Source organism: Paraburkholderia franconis, assembly GCF_009362735.1.
In the GTDB taxonomy this organism is placed as follows: domain Bacteria; phylum Pseudomonadota; class Gammaproteobacteria; order Burkholderiales; family Burkholderiaceae; genus Paraburkholderia; species Paraburkholderia franconis.
On record NZ_WHNP01000032.1, the window covers coordinates 78,768 to 103,093 of the forward strand.

Sequence of the window (24,326 nt, forward strand, 5' to 3'; positions counted from 1 at the left end):
TTAAACGTTAAAATCGGCGCATTTATACCAGCGCGGCGTATAAATCCATTCGCGGGACGTGTTGGCGGGCCGAAAGGCGCGTGTCATCGACGAACCGATTATCACCATCGTCCGCATGTCGACGTCCGCGGATTTCAGTTCGGCGAGCGTCGTGGTTTTGAGCGCCGCGCCCGGACGGCCAATATCGCGGCCGAGCACGACGACCGTCGACGGTCCGCGAAAATCGCGCACGATTTCAAGCGCCTTGTCGAGTTGCCACGGACGCGCGCGCGAAATCGGGTTATAGAACGCCATCACGAGATCGGCTTCGGCGGCATGCCGCAGACGCGTTTCGATGACGGACCACGGTTTCAGATTGTCGGACAGCGACAGCATGCAGAAGTCGTGGCCGAGCGGCGCGCCCGCCTGCGCGGCCGTGGCGAGCGCAGCGGACACGCCGGGCACGATTTCCAGCTCGACGGCGGCCCATGCCGCGTCGTGCGCGTGATCGAGCGCTTCGAGCACGGCGGCCGCCATCGCGAACACGCCCGGATCGCCCGACGACACCATCGCGACATGCCGCCCGGCGCTCGCCAGTTCGAACGCGTGACGGGCGCGCTGCATTTCCTCGCGATTGTCAGTGCCGTGCACGTGCTGGTCCGCGCGAAACGGGCCGGCCATCTTTACATAGGTTTCGTAGCCGAGGATGTCGGTGGCGTGCGAGAGCGCCGCGCGCGCGGCGGGCACCATCAGCGACGCATCGCCGGGTCCGAGCCCGATCACGCTGAGCTTGCCGCGCGCGCGGCCGACCGTCGCGGGATCGACGGGCGCATGGGCGATCGCGAATGCGATTTGCGCGGGATTGCCGTCGTCGAGTGTTTTATGCGGCATACGCAAGGCCTTGCCGAGCAGCCGAACCGGATCGGACGAAGCATCGTCATCGGCAAAGCGCAACGGGATCTGCAACGCGTCGGCGGCCTGTTGAAGCGCTGGATCGCCGATGCGTGCCGCCGGCGCGAGCAGCACGGCGAGCGCCTGCGCGGCGAGTCCGCGCTCGCGAGCCGCTTCGAGTATGTGTTCGTGCAGCCCTTCGTCGCGTGCATCGCGTACTTCGAGTGCCTCGCCAATCGCGACGACGACGCTGCGCGGATGAATGACCAGTTCGTCCGTCGCGCCGCTCCATGCAAGAGGCGTGACGCGGATCGCGCGCCGCGCATCTTCGGCGCGCGGCAACTGCACGTCGTCGAGCCACGGCGCGTCGCCCTCGACGCGCGTCGCTTCGCCCGCCAGCAGATCGGACACGAAGCGCTTGCCCTGATCGATGCTCGCGAGCGTGTAGCCATCGGGCGGGTTCAGCACGCAGGCGCCGAAGCGCAATTCGCCGCTCGTCGTGATCGCGGGCTTTACATCGAGCGCCGCCGCGATCTCGCGCGCCATCGCGTTGACGCCCGACAGACCGCCGAGCAGCGGCACGACGGCGCTGCCGTCCTCGGCGACGGCAAGCACGGGCGGCTCGCCGCCCTTGTTCGCGAGCAGCGGCGCGACGCAGCGGATCACGATGCCCGCCGCGCACAACGCGACGATTGGGGTGCCGCTCGCGTACAGCTCGCGCAGATGCTCGGCGAGTTCGGCGAAGGCGACGTCCACATCGGCATCGGCGACGCGTCCTTGCAGCCCATGCACGCTCGCGCCGGGGCAAGCGGACTGCACAGCGGACTGCACGCGCCGCGCTGTCGCGAGCGCGCCGACGCCGAGTATCACGATCGCGGGCGGTGTCGTCATCCTTGCCATTTTTCCCCCGGCACGACGAGCAGCGAGAAATAGGGCGACGCCATCGGATCGACTTCTGCGAGCGGCACGATGCGCTGGTTCGCCATCGTTGCGCGCTCGACGTAGAGCGCGCGGTCTGCGAGGCCGAGTTCGTCAAGCACGCGGCGCACCTTGTCGAAATTGCGGCCGAGCTTCATCACGACGGCAGCGTCCACATCGGCGAGACGGCGCTTCAGTTCGTCCTCGGGCAGCACGCCCGACAGCACGGAGAGCGTCTGGTTGCGATACACGAGCGGCTGGCCGAGCACGGCGACGCCGCCGAGCATCGAGCACACGCCGGGCACCACTTCGGCCTCGAAGCGCGGCGACAGCCGGTTCGCGAGCCGGTCGTGCAGGTACATGTACGAGCCGTAGAAGAACGGATCGCCTTCGCAGATCACGGCGACGTCGCGGCCCGCATCGAGGTGAGCGGCGACCACTTCCGCCGCCGTGTCGTAGAAGTCCGCGATGATCGCCTCGTACGAGAGCGGCGGTTCGAGCGCTTCCGTCGTCACCGGGTAGACGAGCGGCAACTGCTGCTGCTCGCTCGACAGATGCGACTCGATGATCGAGAACGCGTTGCCTTTCTTGCCCTTCGCGACGAAGTACGCGACCACGTGCGCCGACTTCAGCAGACGCAGCGCCTTCACCGTGATCAGCTCGGGGTCGCCGGGACCGACGCCGAGCCCGAAGAGACGTCCGCGCGTGCCGTTCGCTTGCTCCGCCATTTACTCGTCCTCCGAGGCGAGCGCATTCACGGCGGCCGCCGCCATCGCGCTGCCGCCGCGCCGGCCTTGCACGACGACGAACGGCACGCCGCGGCTGTCGGCGGCGAGCATCGCCTTCGATTCCGCCGCGCCGACGAAGCCGACCGGGAAGCCGAGAATCAGCGCGGGGCGGGGTGCGCCCGCGTCGAGCATGTCGAGCAGATAGAAGAGCGACGTCGGCGCATTGCCGATCGCGACGACGCTGCCTTCCAGATGCGGCCGCCACAATTCGAGCGCCGCCGCCGAGCGCGTGTTGTTCAACTCGCGCACGAGCGCGGGAACGCGCGGATCGGCGAGCGTGCAGATCACTTCGTTGCGCGCGGGCAGGCGCGCTCGCGTGATGCCTTCGGCGACCATGCGCGCGTCGCAGAGGATCGGCGCGCCGTTTGCGAGCGCATTGCGGCCGGCACGGCCCGCGCCTTCCGAAAAGCGCAGGTCGCCGACGATATCGACCATGCCGCACGCGTGGATCACGCGCACGGCGAGTTTTTCGAGGTCGGTGGGAATGCGCGAGAGGTCGGCTTCCGCGCGTATCGTCGCGAACGACTGGCGATAGATGGCTTGTCCGTCGCGGAGGTAGTCAGGCATCGGATGGCTCGTCAAAAGGTGGAAGCGCCGCATGGTTCAGCATGCCGGCGGCTTCGTCGATCGTCAGACCACGCGCAAGACAGCGGCCGAAGCCCGTCGGATCGCGCGGGTCGTGGGTGTGGTACAGGTCGTAGCGGCCGGGCGCTACGGCGAGCAGCGTATAAGGCGCGCGATGCGCGGCCGCGCATGAACGCGGGCAGCCGCTCAGATGAACTTGTGCATGCGCAGGCAAGCACGCGGCGAGCTTCATTGCATCAGCCTTCGTGTCGGCGAGGCTCTTCGCGCAGCCTGCCGAGCCTGCGCATGCGATCACGCGGGTCAGCGGATTCTGCGCGTTGCACGCGAGGCCGAGCACGTCGAGCGCCTGCAACGTAGCCGCGACCTGCGTCGTGTCGATATCGGTCAGCAGCACGCCTTGCCATGGCGTCATGCGCAGCGTCGCGTCGTCGTTGTCCGCCGCGAGCTGCGCGAGGCCGCGCAGCGTCGCGCTGTTCATGCGTCCGAGCACAGGCTGCCCACCGACATGCGATCGCCGTTCGTCGCGCTGCCGGTGCGCGCCGAGCCGCAACGACGGATCGGCGGGCGCGCGGCGCCATCGTTCGATCGACGCATCGCGCAGCAGCGCGATCTCCGTCTTGCTTTTGACATGCGCCAGAATGTGTTCGACGGAATGAACGGCAAGCAGATCACGCATGCGTGTGTGCTCGGGCATGGCGAGATCGAGAAACGTGTGCACGAGCGCGTGCGCCAACGCGGCCACATCCGAAGGCGCGACAGCCGCGAGCGCGCCGGCGTGCTTTGCGGCGACAGGCGGGCAGCCCGCGAGGCCGAAGGCGAACAGCACGTCGTCACGCTCCGGATGAGCGCGCATCGCTGACAACCAGATGTCGTGTGGATGATCGAGCATCGCGAGACGCTCGCCGCCGTCCAGAAGCAGCGCAAATTTCGGCGACAGCGCCGCGAAGCGCTTATCGCTTTGCAGGTGGGTCAGGATGTCGTCGGCAATCGTGGATGTGTCGATCAATGCGTTCGCATCGCGTCCTGCTGTCGGACTGACCATCACGTTGCGCACATCGTCGGCAAAGGCGTGCATGGTGTCTTGCGGACCCGACGGCCCGAGTCCCGCCTGGAGCAGCGCCGCGACAAGTGCCTCTTCATGACCGCGCTTCACGCCGCGCAATTGCAGATTCGCGCGATTCGTGATGTCCGCGATGCCGCAAGCGCGTTCGTCGATCGCATCGGCGATCGCCAACGCCTGCGCTGCGCTCAACTCGCCACGCGCGAGCTTCACGCGGCAGATGCCGCCGTCGAGCGCGGGCACGATGCGCAGCAGCCCCGGACAGGCCGAAGGGCGCAAGCGACTGGCATCGGACGAAAGGTAAGCGTGGCTCAAGGCGTCACCGGGTTAGCGTCGCGCGACGGCCCCGGGCATCTCGAACGGAGAGCGGCTCGGCATCGGTACACCCCGCCCGATGTTGGCTGGCACGAACAGTTGGCCGGCAGGTCTTCTGACTAGCAGGTCGCTGTCCCACGCCGGCCTTCCCGGTGATACCAGTGGCGCAAATTGGCGTGGACTCGCTGCATACAGTTGCGGGGGCAGTCACGACGACGTGTTCCCTCTTAGGCCCCGAAAGGCACCGGCGAGCGGGTATTATGCCTTTTTTCGAACAGCACAACGATGCCGCGGCCCTTGAATAAGGCTCGCCGCAGCGTTTTCTGCAAACCGATGAGGAAAGATGCATGCCGGCCTGGCTGACCGTAGTGGGAATGGGCGATGACGGTTTTGCCGGTCTGGGAAAGGCGGCGCGGCGCGCGCTGATCGACGCGTCGGTGATCTACGGCGGCGAGCGCCATCTGGCGATGCTGCCCGTTTGCCTGTCCGCGCGGCGCGAGCCGTGGCCGCGTCCGTTCGATATCGAAGCCGTGCTCGCGCAGCGTAACGCGTACGATGCGCGCGTCTGCGTGCTCGCGAGCGGCGATCCGATGTTCTACGGTGTCGGCGCGACGCTCGCGCGCCATCTTCCCGCCGATGAATTGCGCGTGCTGCCCGCGCCGTCGTCCGTGTCGCTGGCTGCCGCGCGGCTGGGCTGGGCGCTGCAGGATGTCGCGACGGTATCGCTCGTCGGGCGGCCGCTCGCCGCGCTGTACGTGCATCTGCACGACGGCGCGCGCGTGTTCGTGCTGAGCGCCGATGGCGCGACGCCCGCCGCCGTCGCCGCGAGGCTCACCGAGCGCGGCTTCGGCGCGACGCGCATGGTCGTGCTCGAGCATCTGGGGAGCGCGTCCGAACGTCTGATCGACGCGCGCGCCGCGTCGTGGCAAACGAATGAAACGGCAGCACTGAATATCATCGCGCTCGAATGCCGGCGCGACGCGTCGGCGCCACAGCTTGCGCTCACGCCCGGATTGCCCGACGACGCCTATCGCCACGACGGCCAGTTGACCAAGCGCGACGTTCGCGCGCTGACGCTCGGCCGGCTCGCGCCCGCGCCCGGCGAACTGCTATGGGATGTCGGCGCGGGCTGCGGCTCCATCGGCATCGAATGGATGCGCGCGCACCCGACGTGCCGCACGATCGCGATCGAATCGAACAGCGAGCGTCAGCGTTTCATCGAGCACAATCGCGACGCGCTCGGCGTCCCGGCACTGCAATTGATCGCGGGTAGCGCACCCGATGCGTTGCACGGTCTGCCCGAACCGGACGCGATCTTCATCGGCGGCGGCGTGACGGCCGATGGCGTGCTCGACGCCTGCTGGCGCGCGCTGAAAAGCGGCGGGCGGCTGATCGCGAACGCCGTCACGCTCGAAGGCGAAGCAGCGCTTACCGCATGGCGCGCGCAGCACGGCGGCACGCTCACGCGTATCGCGCTGGCCGAGGCGCAACCGCTCGGCGGCTTCGAGACGTGGCGTCCCGCGCTTCCCATCACGCTACTCGACACCCGCAAACCGTGATGCACGACGAGACACCCGAACAACCCGCGCCGCTGCGCAGCGGCTATACGACGGGAAGCTGCGCGACGGCAACCTCGCTGGCGGCGGCACGTCTGCTGCTCACGGGCATCGCCGGCGACGTCGCGGAGATCGTGTTGCCGAAAGGCCAGCACGTGCCGATGAAGCTCATATTCTGCCGCTTGACGGAAGACGGCGCGGAGGCGGGCACCGTGAAGGACGCGGGCGACGATCCCGACGTCACGCACGGCGCCGTCGTCTTCGCGCGCGTGCGTTTGAGCGACGCGCCGGGCGTGCGCTTTCATGCGGCGCCGGGCGTCGGCACGGTGACGCGCGCGGGTCTCACGCTGCCCGTCGGCGAGCCGGCGATCAACCCCGTGCCGCGCCAGATGATGACCGCTCATCTCACCGATCTCGCCGTCGAGCATGGCTACGCGGGCGGCTTTGAAGTGGCGATCGGCGTCGAGAACGGCGAGGCGCTCGCGCAGAAGACGATGAACCCGCGCCTTGGCATCGTCGGCGGGCTGTCGATACTCGGCACCACGGGCATCGTGCGGCCGTTCTCGTGCTCGGCGTATATCGCATCGATTCATCAGGGCATCGATGTGGCGCGCGCGAACGGCTATCAGCACATTGCCGCATGCACGGGCAACGCGAGCGAAGACGCGATGCGCGCGTACTACCAGCTACCCGATATCGCGCTGATCGAAATGGGCGACTTCGCGGGCGCTGTGCTCAAGCATCTGAAGCGCGCGCCTGTCGACACGCTCAGCATGTGCGGCGGCTTCGGCAAGCTGAGCAAGCTGGCCGCGGGGCACCTCGATCTGCACAGCCGCAACTCGAGCATCGACCTGCCGCAACTCGCCGCGTGGTCCGCGGAGCACGACGCCAGCGACGCCGCGTTGCAGGCGGCGATCGTCGGCGCGAATACGAGCCAGGAGGCGCTTGCGATGGCGCTCAAAAAGGGCGTGCCGCTCGGCGACATCGTGTGCGCGCGTGCGCGCGAGGTCGCGCGCGAGATCGTGCCCGCGACGGTCGCCGTCGAGATGTTTGCGATCGACCGCAAGGGCAACATCGTCGGGGCGGCGCGATGAAGCGCGTGCTCTTGCTCGGCGGCACGGGCGACGCGTTGCAGATTGCGCGTCAGCTCGGGCCTCGACATGTCTATAGCCTCGCGGGACTCGGACGCGTGCCCGAAGGCCTGGAATGCGTGGTGCGCGTCGGCGGGTATGGCGGCAGCGAAGGTCTTGCGCGCTTTATCGTCGATGAAGGCATCGGCCTCGTGATCGACGCGACGCATCCGTACGCTGCGCGGATCAGCGCGAATGCGGCTGCTGCATGCTGCAAGACGCGTGTGCCGCGCTGGGCGTTGCATCGTGCGGGATGGACGCCGCAAGCGGGCGACGACTGGCGCATGGTCGACGACTGGAACGGGATCGTCGACGTGATCCGCCCGTTCAAACGCGTGCTGTTCACATCGGGCCGCGAGCCGCTTGCGCATCTCGACGAGATTCCTCCGCATCAGTTCTGGCTCGTGCGTTGCCTCGACGCGCATCAAGGCAACGAACGCGCGCGCATCATCGACGCGCGCGGCCCGTTCGATATCGACGGTGAGCGAGCGCTGTTCGCGCTGAATGCGATCGACGTGCTCGTGACCAAGAACAGCGGCGGCGACGCGACGCGCGCAAAGCTCGATGTCGCGCGCGAACGGAAAGTGCCTGTCGTCATGACGCGGCGTCCGTTGCTGCCCGAGGTTGGTGGTGAATGCGATCGCGAATTCGACAGCCCGCAGCAGGTGCTGCGCGCATTGAACGAAGAAGAGGGAGTGCAGTGAAATGACGGTGTTTTTTATCGGCGCGGGACCCGGCGATCCGGATCTGATCACGGTGAAAGGGCAGCGCCTCGTGCGCACGTGTCCCGTGATCCTGTATGCGGGCTCGCTCGTGCCGCAAGCCGTGTTGAGCGGCAACGTCGCCGAAAAAGTGGTGAATACGGCCGACCTCGATCTCGATGCGATCGTTGCGCTGCTCGCCGAGGCGCACGCGAAAGGCCAGGACGTCGCGCGCGTGCATTCCGGCGATCCTTCGTTGTATGGCGCGATCGGCGAGCAGATCCGGCGCTTGCGCGCGCTCGGCATTCCGTACGAGATCGTGCCGGGCGTCACGGCGACGGCCGCGTGCGCGGCGGCGCTCGGTGTCGAGCTGACATTGCCCGACGTATCGCAGACGCTGATCCTCACGCGCTATGCGCGCAAGACATCGATGCCAGAGGGTGAACAGCTGGCCGATCTCGCTCGGCATCGCGCGTCGATGGCGATTCATCTCGGCGTGCGTCATCTCGCGCGCATCGTCGACGAACTGACGCCGCATTACGGCAGCGATTGCCCCGTCGCGGTGATCTATCGCGCGAGCTGGCCGGATGAAGAGAAGGTGACGGGCACGCTCGCCGATATCGTCGCGAAGGTACAGGCGAAAGATATCGAACGAACGGCACTGATACTCGTCGGCCGCGTGCTCGATGCCGGGCATTTCGCGGAATCGACGCTGTATTCGAAGGAAACTTGAATCGTGCTTCGGGCCTGGCGCGCGCCTGCAACGGCACGCGCCAGGCCCGGCAACTTCAGTGCGCGTGCGACCGCTCCGCTTGCGGCTGCGGCTGAGTCAACGCGCTGACGATGGCGAGCACGACCACGTTCAGCGTCAATGCGACGAAGCCGATGTTGACGTCCTTCAGCGCATCGGGCAGGGACGGCATCATCTGACCGACGCTCATGTGGAAGAGCGTCGTCACGGCGACCACGGCCACGCCGACCACGATCCCGCAGAACGCGCCTTGCTTCGTCGCGCGATTGCGCGGCGCGATGCTGCAGATGACAGCCGGGAACAACTGCGTGACGAAGTTGTAGCCCATCAGCAGCAACGCGACGATCGTCTCGCCTCCGTGCAGCGTGAAGAGCACAGCAACGAGCGCGACGACGGGCACGAAGATCCGCGCGAGCTTCGTGACCGTTTCATCGGTGGCGTTGCGCTGCACGAGACCGCGATAGACGTCGTTGGCGATCAGCGTCGAAGCCGTCGTCAGGATCATCGAGCCGGGCACGAGCGCCGTCAGCACGCCCGCCGCGCCGATCACGCCGACGAACCACGGGTCGAACGTCTGCAGCGACAGCTTGAAGAGCGACAGGTCGATGTCGCCGCCCTTGAGACCCGGCACCTTCAGCGCGGCCGCGAAGCCGACGAAGAACACGAACAGCAGGATCAGCTGATAGAGCGGCAGCACCATCGCGTTGCGGCGGAAGATGCGCTCGTCCTTCGCGGTGAACACCGAGCCGAACGTATGCGGCCACATGAAGAAGCCCAGCGCCGTGAGCAGCACCGTCGACTGGAACCACGTGACGCTCGAGCCTTTCTCGGGGAACGTGAGGAAGCCGGGACGCGCGGCGTCGATCGCATGGAACATCTGGCCGAGTCCGCCGTAGTAGTGCATCGGCAGATAGATGCCGAGGAACAGCACGATCGCGAGAATCAGCAGGTCCTTCGCGACCGAGTTCCACGCGGAGCCGCGCACGCCCGACACGGTCACGTAGATTGTGACGACGGCCGCGCCGAGCCAGATCGCCATCGACGAAGAGATCGCGCCATACGAAGCCGTCGACACGATGATGCCGAGCCCCTTGAGTTGCAACACGAGATACGGGATCAGCGCGGCGACGTCGACGATCGCGACCAGCACGCCGAGCGCATGGCTGTCGTACTTGCGCGTGAAGAAGTGCGGCTGCGACACGAGCCGGTGCGCCTTCGCGAAGCGCCATACGGGCGGCAGCATCCAGTACGACAGCACATACGCGAGCGTGCCGTACGCGAGGATGTAGTAGACGGGCGCGCCCTTGCCATAAGCGAAGCCGCTTCCGCCGAGGAACGTGAACGTCGTGTAGATCTCGCCCGCCATCAGCAGGAACACGAACGCCGTGCCGAAGCTGCGGCCGCCGACCGTCCATTGTTCGAGGCTCATGTCGTGTCCGTGCCGCGCACGGACACCGAGATAGAGCGCGAAGAGCGTGATCGCGGCGATGATGACGAGTGCGCTGCTCATGAACGCACCTCCTCGCCGGCGGACGTGTGCCGGTTGGCGGGATCGAGCCGGTAGATGATGGCCATGATGAGCGAGCTCAGCACGACCCACGCGACGATCCATGCAAGCACGAGCGGCATGCCGAGCACCAGCGGCTCGACGCGGTTGACGAACGGAACGCCGAGCAGGATGCCGATGAACGGCAGCACGGCGAGCAGACGAAATGACATGGGACAACTCCTCGGATGGGATGGAGGTGGTCGCTGCGAACGTCTTTTCATGAAGCAATGATTGAGGTGCCGCGCACCGACTGTATGCCCTTCATGGTATTCCGGTAAAGGGTGTCAAAAATGTGCAGGTATATTGAAAGGGAGATGCGCAAACGCAATGCCCGCATGGCTTGCGTATCGCGCGGCATGCATCCGCGCGGTGCTGCATTGCATGAAAATCGCGCATGGACCGTATGCAATTTTCATTGCATTAAAACAGTCCGCGCTGCAAGCTGCACGGTGGCGCGGCGCAAAAAACACAACCACAATCGAGCGGGTCATCGATGATTTCAAGCCTGGTTTCGGAGATTCTGTTTGGCTTCACGGGGTTGATCAGCATCATCAATCCCATCGCGATTGCATTCGTGTTTGTCGACCGTACCGATTCGCTGACCGAAGGCGAACGCGCCGCGCTCGCGAGGCGCGTCGCGATCAATGCATTCATCGTGCTGCTCGTCGTGTTCTTCGTCGGCACGCCGATCCTGCATTTCTTCGGCATCTCGATGGAGGCGCTGCGTATCGGCGGCGGACTTGCCGTCGCCGTCAGCGCGTGGAATATGCTCAATGCACCGGAGAAGCAGCCGAACGAGGCAGCCGTGAAACCCGTCGATCCCGACAACGCGATGTCGAAGGCTTTCTTTCCGTTGACGGTGCCGCTGACCACGGGCCCCGGCACGATGGCGACGGCGATCGCACTGAACGCGAACCGCAGCCACAAGGTGTCGGAGTTCCTGGTGTCGTCGATCGCGTCCGTGACGATTTCGTTTCTGATCATGCTCGCGATCTGGTTCACGTATAACCACGCGACGACCTTCGCCCGTTACCTCGGCAAGGAAGGGACGAAGGTCGCATTGCGCGTGTCGGCGTTTCTGCTGCTGTGCATTGGGGTGCAGATCATCCTGACGGGGCTGTCCGAGTTTCTCGCGCCGCTTGCGCGCATGAACAACTGAGCGCAACTGATTGCAACTGATTGCCGGTAACGGAGCGCGCACGACGGTCGGCCCATTGTGAGCGTCGCTTCAAACAGGCGCGCGCGAAGGCGTTTTTCATCGAGGAGACCGATCATGTGCCGCTGGCTGGCTTATAGAGGAAACCCGATACAGCTCGAAGCCGTGCTGTTCAGGGCGAAGCATTCGTTGATCGATCAGAGTCTGCATTCGCGCTTCGGGCAGACGACGACCAACGGCGATGGCTTCGGCGTCGGCTGGTACGGCTCGCCCGCCGAGCTGCCGTTTCGCTACCGCTGCGCGCAGCCCGCATGGAGCGATCGCAATCTGCGCGACGCCGCGCGCGCCGTGCACGCGCCCATGTTCGTCGCGCATATCCGCGCGGCCACGGATACCCCATCGCAGGAAACCAACTGCCATCCGTTCCGCTACGGGCGATGGCTCTTCGTGCACAACGGCCTCGTGCGCGACTATCCGAAAGTGCGGCGCGACCTGATGCTCGGCATCGATCCCGAGCTGTTCGCGTCGATTGAAGGCTCGACCGATTCCGAAGTCATGTTCTTTCTCGCGCTGACCTTCGGCCTCGAAATCGATCCCGTGCGGGCGCTGGAGCGCATGGCGCGTTTCGTCGAAGAGACGGGGCAGCGGCACGGCGTCGAGGCGCCGCTGAACATGACTGTCTGCGTGACCGACGGCGAGCAGATCGTCGCCGCGCGCTATTCGAGCGAGCGGCAGTCGCGCTCGCTCTATCACAGCACGTCGATCCGTCATCTGATGGATCTCTATCCTGACGATCCGCGCCTTGCCGCCGTCGGCAGCGACGCGTTCCTCGTTCTGTCGGAACCGCTCGTGGATCTCGAAGGCTTGTGGGAGGAAGTGCCCGAATCGGTCGCGATCGTCGCGAAGCTCGGCGGGATCGAAGGGCGTATCTTCAATCCGCATCGAGCGTAACGCTCGGGCTGTGATTGAGATGTGATTGGGGGTAAACCCAGATGCGCGGCGGGCATCTGCGTGCCGTTGTCGCGTGAGGGAGTGCAACCATGAGTCGTCAAGTAACTGCAGACAGAGCGACTGACAAGCCATCCGGATGCACTCGCTACGAGCCGGATCTGGCGGCCGGTGTGCTCGCGTCTGAGCAGACCGTGTTGCGTCTTCTGACGCGCAGCACGCCGCTGCCCGAACTGCTGGCTGAAGTCTGCCGGCGCGCCGAGACCCTGCTCGGCGAAGGCGCCTCCTGTTCGATTCTCGTGCTCGACAGCGACGGCGTGACAGTGCGCGTCGGCGCCGCGCCGTCGCTGCCGGCGCAATTCAGCGCGTCCATCGACGGCGCGGTGATCGGCCCGGCCATGGGCTCGTGCGGCACGGCGATGTTCGAGCGCCGTCTCGTCGTCGTCGATGACATCGAGCACGATCCGCTTTGGGCCAACTTCCGCCATCTCGCATTGCCGTTCGGACTGCGCGCGTGCTGGTCGGTCCCGTTCGAAGACGATGCGGGCCATGTGCTCGGCGCATTCGGCGTCTACTACCGCGAAGTGCGGCGTCCCGACGAAAGCGAACAGGAACTGCTGCGCGAGATCGGCAACAGCGTCGGTCTCGCCGTGCATCAGGACGCGATACGCAAGCGGCTCGCGCAGAGCGAAGAACATCACCGGCTCGTCGTCGATCACCTGAACGAAGGCATCGTCGTGCAGTCTCGTGACGGGATCGTGCTCGCGTGCAACCCGAGCGCGCGGCGCATGCTGCGCGCGACGGACGACGTGATCGGGCAGGGCATCTATACAGTGATGCGCGCCGCGTACTGGGAGGACGGCTCGCACGTCGAGCCCGGCGACCGTCCGACGGAGCGCGTGCTGCGCTCCGGCAAGCCGCTTGTCGGCGTCACGCTGCGGCTCGAGCTGACATGCGGCGAATCGATCTGGGTCACGGAGAACCTCGTGCCCATCGTGAAGCCGGGCGAGACCGAGCCGGGCGCCGTGCTCATCTCGTTCAACGACATCAGCGCCGTGCGGGCCGCGCGCGCGCAATTGCAGCAGCTCGCCACGCGCGATTCGCTGACGGGGCTCTATAACCGCGCGTATCTCGCGGACAGGATGAGCGAGCGTCTGACGCCGCGCGAGATTGGCGCAGGTGAGCCGACTGCGTCGGACGCTTCCGTGCCCGAAATGGCCGTGCCTAAGCCGCCCGCGCCTGAGCCGGCCGCGCATGGGCCGGCCGCGCCTAAGCCGCCCGCGCCTGAGCCGGCCGCGCATGGGCCGGCCGTGCCTAAGCCGCCCGCGCCTGAGCCGGCCGCGCATGGGCCGGCCGTGCCTAAGCCGCCCGCGCCTGGACCGGCCGCATCGAAACTAGCCGTGCTGTTCGTCGATCTCGACGGCTTCAAGAAGGTCAACGACATCGCCGGCCACGAAGCGGGCGACGCGCTGCTGCGCAGCGTCGCCGAGCGGCTGTCGGCCTGCGTGCGCAGCGAGGACACGCTCGCGCGCGTCGGCGGCGACGAGTTCGTGATCGTGACGGGCGACTATGCCGACGCGTCGTTCCTGACGGCGCTCGCGCAGCGCGTGCTCGATACGATCGCGCGGCCGTTCGCGGTCGGCGGCAACGAGTACTACCTGGGCGCGTCGATCGGCATCAGCCTCTTTCCCGACGACGGACGCGATGCGCCGACGCTGATGCGCAACGCCGATTCCGCGATGTACGACGCAAAGCAGCGCGGCCGCAACAACTTCCAGTTCTTCACGGCCGAGCTGAGCCAGCGGCTGCAGCGGCGCTTCGCGATCGAGCAGTCGTTGCGGCGCGCGCTGCTCGCGGACGAGCTGAGCATCGCGTATCAGCCGATCGTCGAAGGGGCGACGGGGCGCATCGTCGGCGCCGAGGCGCTGCTGCGCTGGCACAACGGCGAGCTGGGCAACGTGTCGCCCGCCGAGTTCATCCCCGTCGCCGAGGACACGGGGCTCATCGTCGACATCGGCCGCTGGGTGCTGGAGAACGCGTGCAGGCAGGCTGTCGAGTGGCGCGGGACGCTGATACCGCATCTGATGATCGCGGTGAACCTGTCGCCGAGACAGATCAGCGGCGAGCTGATCGACCACGTCGGCTCGAGCCTCGAGCGCGCGGGGCTCGACCCGTCGGCGCTCGAACTGGAGATCACGGAAGGCGTGCTGATGAGCGACACCGACACCGTCATGCCGCTTCTGTCGGCGCTCGCGCGGATGGGCGTGCGCATCTCCGTCGACGATTTCGGCACCGGCTATTCGTCGCTGTCGTATCTGAAGCGGTTTCCGCTGCATTGCCTGAAGGTCGACCGGTCGTTCGTCGCGGGCCTGCCCGCGCATCGCGATGCGGTGGCGATCACGCATGCCGTCGTCGCGATGGCGCACTCGCTCGGCATGAACGTGACGGCGGAAGGTGTCGAGACTCACGAGCAGGCGGCGTTCTTGCGCTCGATCGGATGCGAGCGGCAGCAGGGGTATCTGTTCGGGCGGCCCGCCGCGGCGGACGAGTTCGCACGCGAGGCGCAGCGTTTGGGAGGGGGGATCTGACGGTCGCGGCTTTTGTGCCGCTGATGGAGCAGCCGGCGCGGGCGTCCTGTCGCGCGGCATCGCGCGCTCAGGTGCTCAGGTGCTCAGGTGCTCAGGTACGCGACGTCAACAGCTTGAGGCCGGCGAGCCCGAACACGACGGCGAGTCCCCCGTCGAGCCAGCGGCGGATCGACAGATAGATGCGCCGCGCCGGCGGCGTCGAGAACAGCGCCGCGTAGCTGCCGAACACGAGCATGCCGATCGCGAGGCATCCGGCGACCGTCGTCAGCATGTGCGGCGCGCCGCCGTGCGTGGGCGATGCGAGCGCGACGACGGAGATCCACACGAGGATTGCCTTCGGGTTCGTCAGGTGCAGCAGCACGCCGCGCGTATAGAGCCGGCGCAGCGACAGTTGCGCGTTCGACGTCTGTGTTCTGGCCGGTGTCGATTGCAGCGCCGAGCGTCCCGACTTGAACGCGAGCCACAGCAGATAGCATCCGCCGAAAATTTTCAGTCCGACCATCAGCCCCGAAAACGCGAGCAGCGCCGCCGACAGGCCGAGCGCCGCCAGCATCGCCCAGAAGCACGACCCGCAAACGACGCCCGCCGCGAAGGCAAACGCCGCCTTGCGTCCGTCCGTCGTCGCGATCGACATGATGGCCAGATTGCTCGGCCCGGGGCTCGCCGTGCCGACGAAGTACGCGGAATACGCAAGCAGCAGGTTCGCGGAGACGTTCACGGAAAGAAGCGGAATGCTGGTCATGGTCGCGCCCTGGGTGAAGGATCGGGTGATTGTCCGGGGTCCACATCGCGTGAGGAATAGACAGTTCGACGGACGCAAGGCAGGCCAGCAGAACGGTTGCGCCGGACGGTTCTGCACACTCGGCGCGCCTTTTCACGCACTCGATCCGCCTGGGCCGCTGCATGACGGCTTCACAAGCTCCGGCCAGCAGCGCTGCGCTATCCGTTCGTGATATGCCATCAGCGCCGGATGCTTCGCGACGAAATCGCGTACCGGGCTTTCGAACGCATGCATGACCGTCGTGTGAATCCACGCGAAGCACGTCGCGTCGATTGTCGTGGGTTCGTCGCCGAGCAGATACGGCTGATCGCCGAGCAGGTCCGCGATGGCCTGCCATGCGTCGATGCCCATTCGCACGATTTCGGCATAGCTATGCCGTGCTATGCCCTGTTCCCACACCTGGCGCAGCACCTTGCGGCGAATGACGGGTATCACCGCGGGCGCCACCGTGCCGATCAGCGCACGCGCGGGGGGCGGCGCAGTCAGCCGTGCGTATTCGATCAGGTGCGGCCGGTAGATGGCCATGTTGCTGTCGACGGCCCAGCGCAGATACACGATCACGAAGTACAGATGCGTCTCCAGCAGCGCCTTGAGCGCCGCCGATTGCGCGCGCTGCACGCGATCGAGCCGAGCGTCGCTCAGCGCCTTCGGATGACGTCGTTGCAGATAGTCGATGATCGCCGACGAGTCGCTGACCGTCACACCGTCGATCACCGCGACGGGCAGCTTTTTCTTCGGCATCGCGTTGAGATTGCCGATCCGTCCTTCGTACGCAATGCCTGAGAATCTCAGCCACGTTTCGAGCTTCACGACGAACGGGCTGAGATCGGGTGGCATCGCGCCTGAACCGTCTCCGAATTTGTACACGATCATCAGTTTCCCCTCGTGCCTTCGTGGTTGCGAATGACGATGCTTCGCCGTTGCGGCTTCAGTGCCGCGCGTCGCGGCAACGGCAATCGTACAGGGCCGCGGACACGCGGTGGGACGCTCGAAGCCGGGCATGGGGCATGTGGCGCATGCACGCGGCTTGCGCGCCGACGCGTGCCAACGGGCGCCGCGCATTGTTGCCTTCAGCCGAACAGAGATTCCCTGTGCATGCGATTGATGTCTTGCACCCGCTTCATAAAATCGATATCAAGGACGCCGGTTTCGACGGCGCCAGGCGATTGAGGATGCACGCGAATACGGAGGCTCACATGGACATCATCGATGTAGCGCGACAAGCGGGAATGACGGTCGTGCTCGAAGCGCGGATCGGGCGGCAGGAATACCACAGCGTGCATGGATCGCTCGCTGCGCTGCTGGATTTCGCCGAGCGGGTGAGGGCGATGAAGGAAGAAGGCGTGGCGGTCGAGCAGCGCTGAAAATGGAAGAGCCGTCGGCGCGCGACGGCTCTCTTTGCTTATTGCGTGGTCTCCAGCGCCGATCGGACGATCAGCCGTTGAACAGCTCGACGACGCAGACGATCATCGTGTACAGCCCGATGCAGCCGCCCAACGCGACCGCACCTTGCATGAAACCGCCCAGATTCCGCATGTAGCGCTCCTTGGTTCTGACAGGTGGCGCTAGTCTAAATCGAAAGAAACAAGAAAGGTGAAAGAAAGTTTTGTTTGGGACGGACGCTCACATGTGCCCTTACTTGTACGATGACGTATCTCGAAAGGGCGCGTGCGTGTCATCCTTTCGCTTTCTGGCCGATCTCATGGTTCGCCATGATTTCGAGCGCGCGCACCATGCCCGAGTGATCCCACGCCTTGCCGCCATGCGCGGTGCAAGCATTGAACAGCATCTGACACGTCGACGTAGCCGGTAGGGGCACGCCGAGCGCCTGGCCCGTCGACAGCGCGAGATTGAGATCCTTCTGATGCAACTCGATCCGGAACCCCGGGTTGAACGTGCGTTTCGTCATCCTCTCGCCGTGTACTTCGAGAATGCGTGACGATGCGAAGCCGCCCATCAGCGCCGTCCGAACCTTTTCCGCATCGACGCCCGCCTTCGACGCGAGCAGCAGCGCTTCGCCGACCGCTTCGATCGTCGCCGCGACGATGACCTGGTTCGCGACCTTGCACACCTGGCCTGCCCCCACTTCGCCGATCAGCGAGACATTCTTGCCCATCATGTCGAGCAGCGGCTTGACCTTGTCGAAGGTGGCTTTCGAGCCGCCCACCATGATCGTCAGCGACGCGGCCTTCGCGCCGACTTCGCCGCCCGACACGGGGGCGTCGAGATAATCCGCGCCTTTGTCGCGCACGCGGGCCGCGAAACCGCGCGTGGCCATCGGCGAAATCGAGCTCATGTCGACGACGATCTGCCCCGCGCGCAGGCTCTGCGCGACGCCGTTCTCGCCGAACAGCGCGCGTTCGACGTCGGGCGTGTCGGGCACCATGATGAAGATCACGTCGGCTTGCGCGGCGACGCCGGCGGCGCTGTCGCAAGCGACGACGCCCGCCCGCTTCAGTTCGTCGGGCACGCCGCTGCGCGTGTAGGCGGCTAGTGTGACGTTGTGCTTGCGCAGGTTTTCCGCCATCGGGCGGCCCATGATGCCGAGTCCGATAAAGCCGGCCTTGAGTGTCTGAGACATGACGTCCTCCGGATTCGTTGTTCGGGCAATGTGCGCATTCAGCTTAGCGAGCGCGGCGCGAAATGCCTACGGAACCGCGTCGCCGCCACGTCTTGCCGACGACTTTCCTGAGCGCAGTCTCGCGCCTTCGATGTTCGCGTGAAAGGGTAAAAGAACAATCTGATGTTCGAATGAACATCGCGAGGCAGCTTGGGTGCGCTTGTCCTTTCGCAACAAAGTCGCACATGAAATGTGCGAAACGGCCATCTGACGGGGATTTTCCTGCGATCTATTCAGCGTACTACATCGTTTTCCCTGGTATCCTGCGGCCTGTCGACTGATACGATGACCGACGATAAATGCAGATCCAATGTTCGAATTCGCGCATCGGGTCGGCGACCAAGCCGGGCGGCCCAGATCCCGGTTCGACCAGGAGACAGACTTGAAAACAATCATTGGCCTGCGCTGGTGGATCATCGCGCTCGTGTGCGCGGGGACCATCGTGAACTACCTGTCGCGCAACGCGCTCGGCGTCATGGCGCCCGAGCTGAAGACGTTGCTGCACATGAATACCCAGCAGTACTCGTATGTCGTCGGCGCGTTTCAGATCGGCTACACGATCATGCAGCCCGTCTGCGGGCTCGTGATCGATCTGATCGGGCTTCGTCTGGGCTTCGCGCTGTTCGCGTGCCTGTGGTCGGCGACGGGCATGCTGCATGGCCTCGCGAGCGGCTGGCTGTCGCTTGCCGCGCTGCGCGGGCTGATGGGCTTGTCGGAAGCAGTCGCGATTCCGGCTGGCATGAAAGTGGTTGCGGAATGGTTTCCGAACCGCGAGAAGTCGGTGGCCGTCGGCTACTTCAACGCGGGCACGTCGCTCGGTTCACTGCTCGCGCCGCCGCTCGTGGTGTTCCTGTCGCTGCGCTACGGCTGGCAGAGCGCGTTCGCGGTGACGGGCGCCCTCGGTTTCGTGTGGGCGGCCGTCTGGTATCTGTTCTATCGCGCGCCCTCCGACCACGCGCGGATCGGCGACAACGAGCGCGCGGCGATCATCGAAGGGCAGACGCCCGTTGCCGCCCATGCGCAAGACAGGCGACGCATCCGCGAAGTGCTCGGCACGCGCCGTTTCTGGGCGATCGCGCAGGCGCGCTTCTTCGCCGAGCCCGCATGGCAAACCTTCAGCTTCTGGATTCCGCTGTATCTCGCCACCGAGCGTCACATGGACCTCAAGCAGATCGCGCTGTTCGCGTGGCTGCCGTTTCTCGCCGCGGACGTGGGCGGGCTGTTCGGCGGCTACCTGTCGCCGTTTCTGATGAAGCGCCTGCGCGTGCCGCTGATCTGGTCGCGTGTCGCGGGTGTCGTGCTCGGCGCGTTCATGATGATCGGCCCGGCATGCATCGGGCTCGTCGCGTCGCCGTACCAGGCCATCGCGCTCTTCTGCGTGGGCGGCTTCGCGCACCAGATGATTTCGGCGCTCGTCAACACGCTGGCCGCCGACGTGTTCGAGCCCGGCGAAGTCGGCACGGCTGCAGGTTTTGCGGGCATGGCTGCATGGATCGGCGGGCTCGGCTTCTCGCTGATGGTGGGCGCGCTCGCCGACAAGATCGGCTACACGCCGCTCTTCGGCGCGCTCGGCGCCTTCGACCTGATCGGCGCGACGCTGCTCGTCATCCTGATGCGCGGCGTGTCGCGCGACGCTCGCCTGCATCGCGTCGAGAACGGCGCGAGTAGCGCGGCGTGAACTGACTGACCTGGGAACACATCATGGCTACGTTGAAAAATCGATCACGCTTTCCGGTCTCCGCGCCGGTGGCTGCCTCGGGGTCAGCATTGGCGTCCCCTTCGACGTCCGCCCCGGTGAAGCAACACGCCGTCAACCCGATCGTCCTCGACGCCGCCGATGGCGCGCGAATCGAACTGTTCGTGCTGGCCGACGACATCATCCGCGTGCTGGTGCTGCCAAAGGGCGCGCTGCAAGGGCCGCGCACGTGGTCGATTGCGCCGGGCATCGAAGACGTGCCGCTCGAAGGGCGTGACCGGCGCGACATGAGCGGCTTCGCGCCCGTCGCGTTCCGTTTCGATAGCGATGCGGAGCGTGCTGTCGTCGAAACGGCACGCGTGCGCCTGACGGTCGCGCTGGACGGCGGCTTCTGCTCGTGGGAAATCGCGCGCGACGGCAGTTGGCATCACGTAATGAACGACCGCAAGACCCAGGCGTACAACTTCGGCTGGTGGGACGAGCGCGTGTATCACTACGTCGAGAGACAGCGCGGCGAGATGTACGTCGGTCTCGGCGAGCGGGCAGGCGCGCTCGATCGTGCGAACCAGAGCTACGAGATGCGCAACATCGACGCGATGGGCTACAGCGCGCGCACCACCGATCCGCTCTACAAGCACATCCCGTTCTACGTGACGTGGCAGCCGCAGACGTCGATGGGCTTCGGCCTCTTTTACGACACGCTCGCCGACTGCCGCTTCGACATGGGGCGCGAGCTCGACAACTATCACGGGCACTACCGGCATTTCGTCGCGGAGCACGGCGATCTCGACTATTACTTCATCGCGTCGGCGGATACGCCGTTGCACGCGGTGCGCCGGTTCACGTGGCTGACGGGCCGGCCCGCGTGGATGCCGAAGTGGGGGCTCGGCTATTCCGGCTCGACGATGAGCTACACCGATGCGCCCGACGCGCAGCGCCGCATGGGCGAATTCATCGCGCGCTGCCGCGAGCACGATGTGCTGTGCGATTCGTTCCATCTGTCGTCGGGCTATACGTCGATTGGCGCGAAGCGTTACGTATTCAACTGGAATCGCGAGAAGTTCCCGGATATCGAAGGCTTCGTGCAGGGCTATCTGCGCGAGGGCGTGCGGCTGTGCGCGAACATCAAGCCGTGTCTGCTGCAAGACCATCCGGCGTTCGACGAAGCCGCGCAAGCGGACCTGCTGATCGGGGCGCGCGACGGCGAGCCCGCATGGGTGCAGTTCTGGGACGAGGTCGGCGCGTATCTCGACTTCACGAATCCCGCGACGATAGCCTGGTGGAAAGCGCGCGTGAAAGACAGCCTGCTGCGCTATGGCATTGCATCGACGTGGAACGACAACAACGAGTTCGAGATCTGGACGCCGGATGCGATGGCGCACGGCTTCGGCCAGCCGTTCGCGGCGCGCGAAGCCAAGGTGTTGCAAACGCAATTGATGATGCGCGCGTCGCGTGACGCGCAACGCGAACATGCGCCGCACAAGCGGCCGTTTCTTGTGTCGCGCTCGGGCGGCGTTGGCATGCATCGTTATGTGCAGACCTGGTCCGGCGACAACTACACGTCGTGGGAAACGCTGCGCTACAACCTGAAGATGGGCTTGGGCCTCGCGATGTCAGGCGTGTCGAACAGCGGACACGACATCGGCGGATTCTCCGGTCCCGCGCCCACGCCGGAACTGCTGGTGCGCTGGGTCGCGTTCGGCATCTTCCTGCCGCGTTTCAGCATCCATTCGTGGAACGACGACGGCACGGTCAACGAACCGTGGATGTATCCCGAAGTGACGAGCCAGATCGCCGGTCTCATCAAGCTGCGTTATCGGCTCATCCCGTACCTGTACGAACTGCTGTGGCAATCGCACCGTTCTTACGAACCCGTGCTGCGTCCGATGTTCGCGGAGTTTCCGAACGATCCGCGCTGCCTCATCGATGGCGACGACATGATGCTCGGCGCGTCGCTGCTCGTTGCGCCTGGCGTCGAGCAAGGGCAGCGCGAGCGTGAAGTCTTGTTGCCGTCGGGCGCGTGTTGGGCGTCGTACTGGAGCGGCGAGGTATTCGATGGCGGACAGAGCGTCCGATTGCCCGCGCCGTTCGAACAGCCGGTGATGCTGCTGCGTGAAGGCTGTGTGATTCCGCTGAACATCGCGGAACAACATTTCGCGCAATCCGCCGACGAGCGTGCGTTCATCGCGCTGCCGGTTGCGGGCGTCGGCACGGCGCAAGGCGGCTGCATCGAAGACGACGGCGAAACGCAAGCGTGGCGCGAGGGCGCGCAAGGACGCTGGAACGTGGCGATAGCCAGCGACGCGAGCACGTTGCGCATTTCCGTCGAGCGCGAAGGGCAGATGCCGTTCGCGCAGCATGAGGTTCGACTCAGCGTGCCCGCGTCCGATACGCGCGAGGCCCAGTGTGCGAACGGCGAAGTCATCGGCGATTCGGTCGCGGACGGCTGGCGGCATTTGACGCTGCGGCTTGCCTAATGAATTGCACAACGCCACGCCTAATGAATCGCACAACGCCACGCCTGATGAATCGTACAACGCCACGCCCAATGAACCGCGCAACGCATCGCCCAATGAATAAACGACTGGCCTGACCCACAGGTCCTATTTCCAATCAGGGAGACTGACAAGCAATGAATACTTCGAAGCGCACGCGCACGCGTGCATTGGCCCTCTCATGCCTGCTGATCGCAGGCGCCGTGCTCTCGACCGGGGCGTTCGCGCAGAGCAGCGTCACGCTGTACGGCGTCGTCGACAACGCGTTCAGCTACGTCAGCAACCAGCGCGGCCACGCGAACTTCTACATGAGCCAGGGCAACCTGCAGGCAAGCAAGTTCGGTCTTCTAGGGGCCGAAGATATCGGCGGCGGCACGAAAGTTATCTTCCGGCTCGAAAGCGGCTTCAACTCGCTGACGGGCGCGCAAAGCAGCGCGGGCCTCATTTTCAACCGGCAAGCGTACGTCGGCTTGAGCAACGACAAGTACGGCACGGTGACGCTCGGCCGCCAGTACACGCCGTACTTCAACATGGTCGGCGCGCTCGGTCCGACGGGCGTGCTGACGGGCGCAACGGGCGCGCATCCGGGCGATCTCGACGCGCTCGACACCACGCTGCGTTTCAACAACTCGATCACTTATATGTCGCCGAACATTGCCGGCCTGACTTTCGGCGCGCAGTACGGGCTGGGCGGCGTGCCGGGCAGCGTCACGAGCGGCAGCAATTTCAGCGCGGCACTGCGCTACGACTATCAGGCGTTCTCGGTCGCGGCGGGTTACGTGAAGTTGAAGGACATCGCGACGAGCCAGTCGCTCGGCAGCTTCGCGATCAATTCACCCGTCAACAACGGCTATGCGACAGCCAGCAGCACGCAGATGATCGCCGCAGCCGCCCGCTATAACTTCAACGATCTGATGATCGGCGTGAACTACTCGAACGTGCAGTACGCGCCGGGCTCGCACTCGTTGTTCGCGAGCGAGGCGGTGTTCAACACGTATGGCGCGATTGCGACCTACCGCTTTACGCCGGCCGTGATCGCCGGCATCGGCTATAGCTACACGCGCGCGAGCAAGGCGAACGGAATCGACGATCCGGCGCAGTATCACCAGATTTCGCTGGAGCAGACTTACAACCTGTCGAAGCGCACGACGCTGTATGCGCTAGAGGCCTATCAGCTGGCGCGCGGCAAATCGCGGATCGCGTCGGGCTCGGGCACGACGATCGCCGATGCCGTGGCCGTGGTCGGCGATTCGCAGAACACGACGCCGTCGTCGGGGCCGTCGCAGTTCGTCGGGATGGTGGGCATCCGACACGCGTTCTGACCGCGTTGTTTTTGGCGCGGCAATCGTTTGCGCCATTTGTCCAGCCGGGCGTCGCGAGATTGCGACGACCCGGCTTTTGTTTGTCCGCGTGCCGGGTGAGCGCGGTAGACTGCTGCGCGCAGCGGCGGGCGTGGGGCTTGAGATTCACGCACTGATGCGCAATGACGTGTCCGGCCAATTGCATAAAAACCTGTATGGATATAAGGGCTATCCACTTAGCGCCAAAATTCCACGCTGTGAAATTCAGCCCTCACGGGGAGATTTTCGCGCGATCTGCCGGTAGGTGATGGGGTCTGTCTGAACGGCCTGTTCAAGCAGGCGGTAGAAAAGCAGGCCGCGGGAATGAGACGTGCGTCGGTTAAAGCGAAAGACGAACTCGTCGAGGTAATGGTCTAGGTGGGCCGGCTTGACCGCCCCTTGGTGCGTGCCGAGAAGCCAGCGCTTAAGCAGTGAAGCGACGCGATGGACGCCGGGTAACGGCACGTGCGCCGGAATGG

General features: G+C 65.4%; 21 protein-coding genes and 1 riboswitch. Of the genes, 11 read left to right on the top strand and 10 right to left on the bottom strand.

What is annotated here, in order from left to right; all coding sequences use genetic code 11:
* Genes cobJ through cobG form a run of 4 tightly spaced genes read right to left on the bottom strand, consistent with a single transcriptional unit; the run spans position 1 to position 4,536 of the window.
* Positions 1-1,770, bottom strand: coding sequence for a precorrin-3B C(17)-methyltransferase (gene cobJ / locus GCT13_RS28575; RefSeq protein ID WP_152763789.1), 1,770 nt, complete (start codon positions 1,768-1,770; stop codon positions 1-3).
* Positions 1,758-2,516 carry a precorrin-2 C(20)-methyltransferase gene (locus GCT13_RS28580; protein WP_152763792.1) on the bottom strand — a complete coding sequence of 253 codons (759 nt, stop codon included), beginning with the start codon at positions 2,514-2,516 and terminating at the stop codon, positions 1,758-1,760. Before GCT13_RS28580 ends, cobJ begins: the two co-directional genes overlap by 13 nt.
* Positions 2,517-3,143 (bottom strand): precorrin-8X methylmutase, encoded by a 627-nt coding sequence (locus GCT13_RS28585; RefSeq protein ID WP_152763794.1) that lies wholly within the window; start codon positions 3,141-3,143, stop codon positions 2,517-2,519. It abuts the gene before it with no gap.
* A complete protein-coding gene (gene cobG / locus GCT13_RS28590; protein ID WP_227747054.1) occupies positions 3,136-4,536 on the bottom strand; it encodes a precorrin-3B synthase in 1,401 nt (466 codons plus the stop codon). The genes GCT13_RS28585 and cobG overlap by 8 nt, the downstream gene beginning before the upstream one ends.
* 88 nt (positions 4,537-4,624) lie before the next feature.
* Positions 4,625-4,800: riboswitch (cobalamin riboswitch) on the bottom strand.
* A gap of 83 nt (positions 4,801-4,883) precedes the next feature.
* Here cobG and cbiE point away from each other — a divergent pair.
* Genes cbiE through cobM form a run of 4 tightly spaced genes read left to right on the top strand, consistent with a single transcriptional unit; the run spans position 4,884 to position 8,656 of the window.
* Complete coding sequence (cbiE, locus tag GCT13_RS28595) at positions 4,884-6,095, top strand: precorrin-6y C5,15-methyltransferase (decarboxylating) subunit CbiE (protein ID WP_152763796.1); 1,212 nt, start codon at positions 4,884-4,886, stop codon at positions 6,093-6,095.
* On the top strand, positions 6,095-7,186 hold the full coding sequence (locus GCT13_RS28600) for a cobalt-precorrin-5B (C(1))-methyltransferase (RefSeq protein ID WP_152763797.1): 1,092 nt from the start codon (positions 6,095-6,097) through the stop codon (positions 7,184-7,186). Before cbiE ends, GCT13_RS28600 begins: the two co-directional genes overlap by 1 nt.
* Positions 7,183-7,926 (top strand): cobalt-precorrin-6A reductase, encoded by a 744-nt coding sequence (locus tag GCT13_RS28605; protein WP_152763799.1) that lies wholly within the window; start codon positions 7,183-7,185, stop codon positions 7,924-7,926. Before GCT13_RS28600 ends, GCT13_RS28605 begins: the two co-directional genes overlap by 4 nt.
* A gap of 1 nt (position 7,927) precedes the next feature.
* Positions 7,928-8,656 carry a precorrin-4 C(11)-methyltransferase gene (cobM, locus tag GCT13_RS28610; protein ID WP_152763801.1) on the top strand — a complete coding sequence of 243 codons (729 nt, stop codon included), beginning with the start codon at positions 7,928-7,930 and terminating at the stop codon, positions 8,654-8,656.
* 55 nt (positions 8,657-8,711) lie between these two features.
* Here the strand turns inward: cobM and GCT13_RS28615 are convergent, their stop codons facing one another.
* On the bottom strand, positions 8,712-10,184 hold the full coding sequence (locus tag GCT13_RS28615; protein WP_152763803.1) for a sodium:solute symporter family protein: 1,473 nt from the start codon (positions 10,182-10,184) through the stop codon (positions 8,712-8,714).
* Entirely contained in the window at positions 10,181-10,393 is a 213-nt protein-coding gene (locus tag GCT13_RS28620; protein ID WP_087737410.1) for a DUF3311 domain-containing protein, read from the bottom strand. The genes GCT13_RS28615 and GCT13_RS28620 overlap by 4 nt, the downstream gene beginning before the upstream one ends.
* A gap of 323 nt (positions 10,394-10,716) precedes the next feature.
* On the opposite strand from GCT13_RS28620, the gene GCT13_RS28625 reads away from it, so the two are divergent.
* The 3 genes from GCT13_RS28625 to GCT13_RS49570 all read left to right on the top strand — a co-directional run bounded on the left by GCT13_RS28625 (position 10,717) and on the right by GCT13_RS49570 (position 14,915).
* A complete protein-coding gene (locus GCT13_RS28625) occupies positions 10,717-11,382 on the top strand; it encodes a MarC family protein (protein WP_152763805.1) in 666 nt (221 codons plus the stop codon).
* 114 nt (positions 11,383-11,496) lie between these two features.
* Positions 11,497-12,330: a class II glutamine amidotransferase gene (locus GCT13_RS28630; RefSeq protein ID WP_152763807.1), complete on the top strand. Its 834-nt coding sequence runs from the start codon at positions 11,497-11,499 to the stop codon at positions 12,328-12,330.
* An 89-nt stretch (positions 12,331-12,419) separates the two neighbouring features.
* A complete protein-coding gene (locus tag GCT13_RS49570; RefSeq protein ID WP_227747055.1) occupies positions 12,420-14,915 on the top strand; it encodes a putative bifunctional diguanylate cyclase/phosphodiesterase in 2,496 nt (831 codons plus the stop codon).
* Positions 14,916-15,006: 91 nt separating this feature from the next.
* Here the strand turns inward: GCT13_RS49570 and GCT13_RS28645 are convergent, their stop codons facing one another.
* Positions 15,007-15,657 (bottom strand): LysE family translocator, encoded by a 651-nt coding sequence (locus tag GCT13_RS28645; RefSeq protein ID WP_152763809.1) that lies wholly within the window; start codon positions 15,655-15,657, stop codon positions 15,007-15,009.
* Between the two features lie 132 nt (positions 15,658-15,789).
* Positions 15,790-16,569, bottom strand: coding sequence for a glutathione S-transferase family protein (locus tag GCT13_RS28650; protein WP_152763811.1), 780 nt, complete (start codon positions 16,567-16,569; stop codon positions 15,790-15,792).
* 323 nt (positions 16,570-16,892) lie between these two features.
* Between GCT13_RS28650 and GCT13_RS48570 the strand changes: the two genes are divergently transcribed.
* Complete coding sequence (locus GCT13_RS48570) at positions 16,893-17,060, top strand: hypothetical protein (RefSeq protein WP_193727780.1); 168 nt, start codon at positions 16,893-16,895, stop codon at positions 17,058-17,060.
* Between the two features lie 311 nt (positions 17,061-17,371).
* Here the strand turns inward: GCT13_RS48570 and GCT13_RS28655 are convergent, their stop codons facing one another.
* Entirely contained in the window at positions 17,372-18,277 is a 906-nt protein-coding gene (locus GCT13_RS28655) for a 2-hydroxy-3-oxopropionate reductase (protein ID WP_152763813.1), read from the bottom strand.
* A gap of 421 nt (positions 18,278-18,698) precedes the next feature.
* On the opposite strand from GCT13_RS28655, the gene GCT13_RS28660 reads away from it, so the two are divergent.
* The 3 genes from GCT13_RS28660 (at position 18,699) to GCT13_RS28670 (ending at position 23,829) form a co-directional block, all read left to right on the top strand.
* Positions 18,699-19,994, top strand: a complete 1,296-nt coding sequence (locus tag GCT13_RS28660) for an MFS transporter (protein WP_152763815.1) — start codon at positions 18,699-18,701, stop codon at positions 19,992-19,994.
* Positions 19,995-20,017: 23 nt separating this feature from the next.
* On the top strand, positions 20,018-22,489 hold the full coding sequence (locus GCT13_RS28665; protein ID WP_152763817.1) for a glycoside hydrolase family 31 protein: 2,472 nt from the start codon (positions 20,018-20,020) through the stop codon (positions 22,487-22,489).
* Positions 22,490-22,644: 155 nt separating this feature from the next.
* A complete protein-coding gene (locus tag GCT13_RS28670; RefSeq protein ID WP_152763819.1) occupies positions 22,645-23,829 on the top strand; it encodes a porin in 1,185 nt (394 codons plus the stop codon).
* A 243-nt stretch (positions 23,830-24,072) separates the two neighbouring features.
* On the opposite strand, the gene GCT13_RS28675 is transcribed toward GCT13_RS28670, so the two are convergent.
* On the bottom strand, positions 24,073-24,326 hold a 254-nt coding region (locus GCT13_RS28675), incomplete at its 5' end, for a transposase (protein ID WP_193727781.1).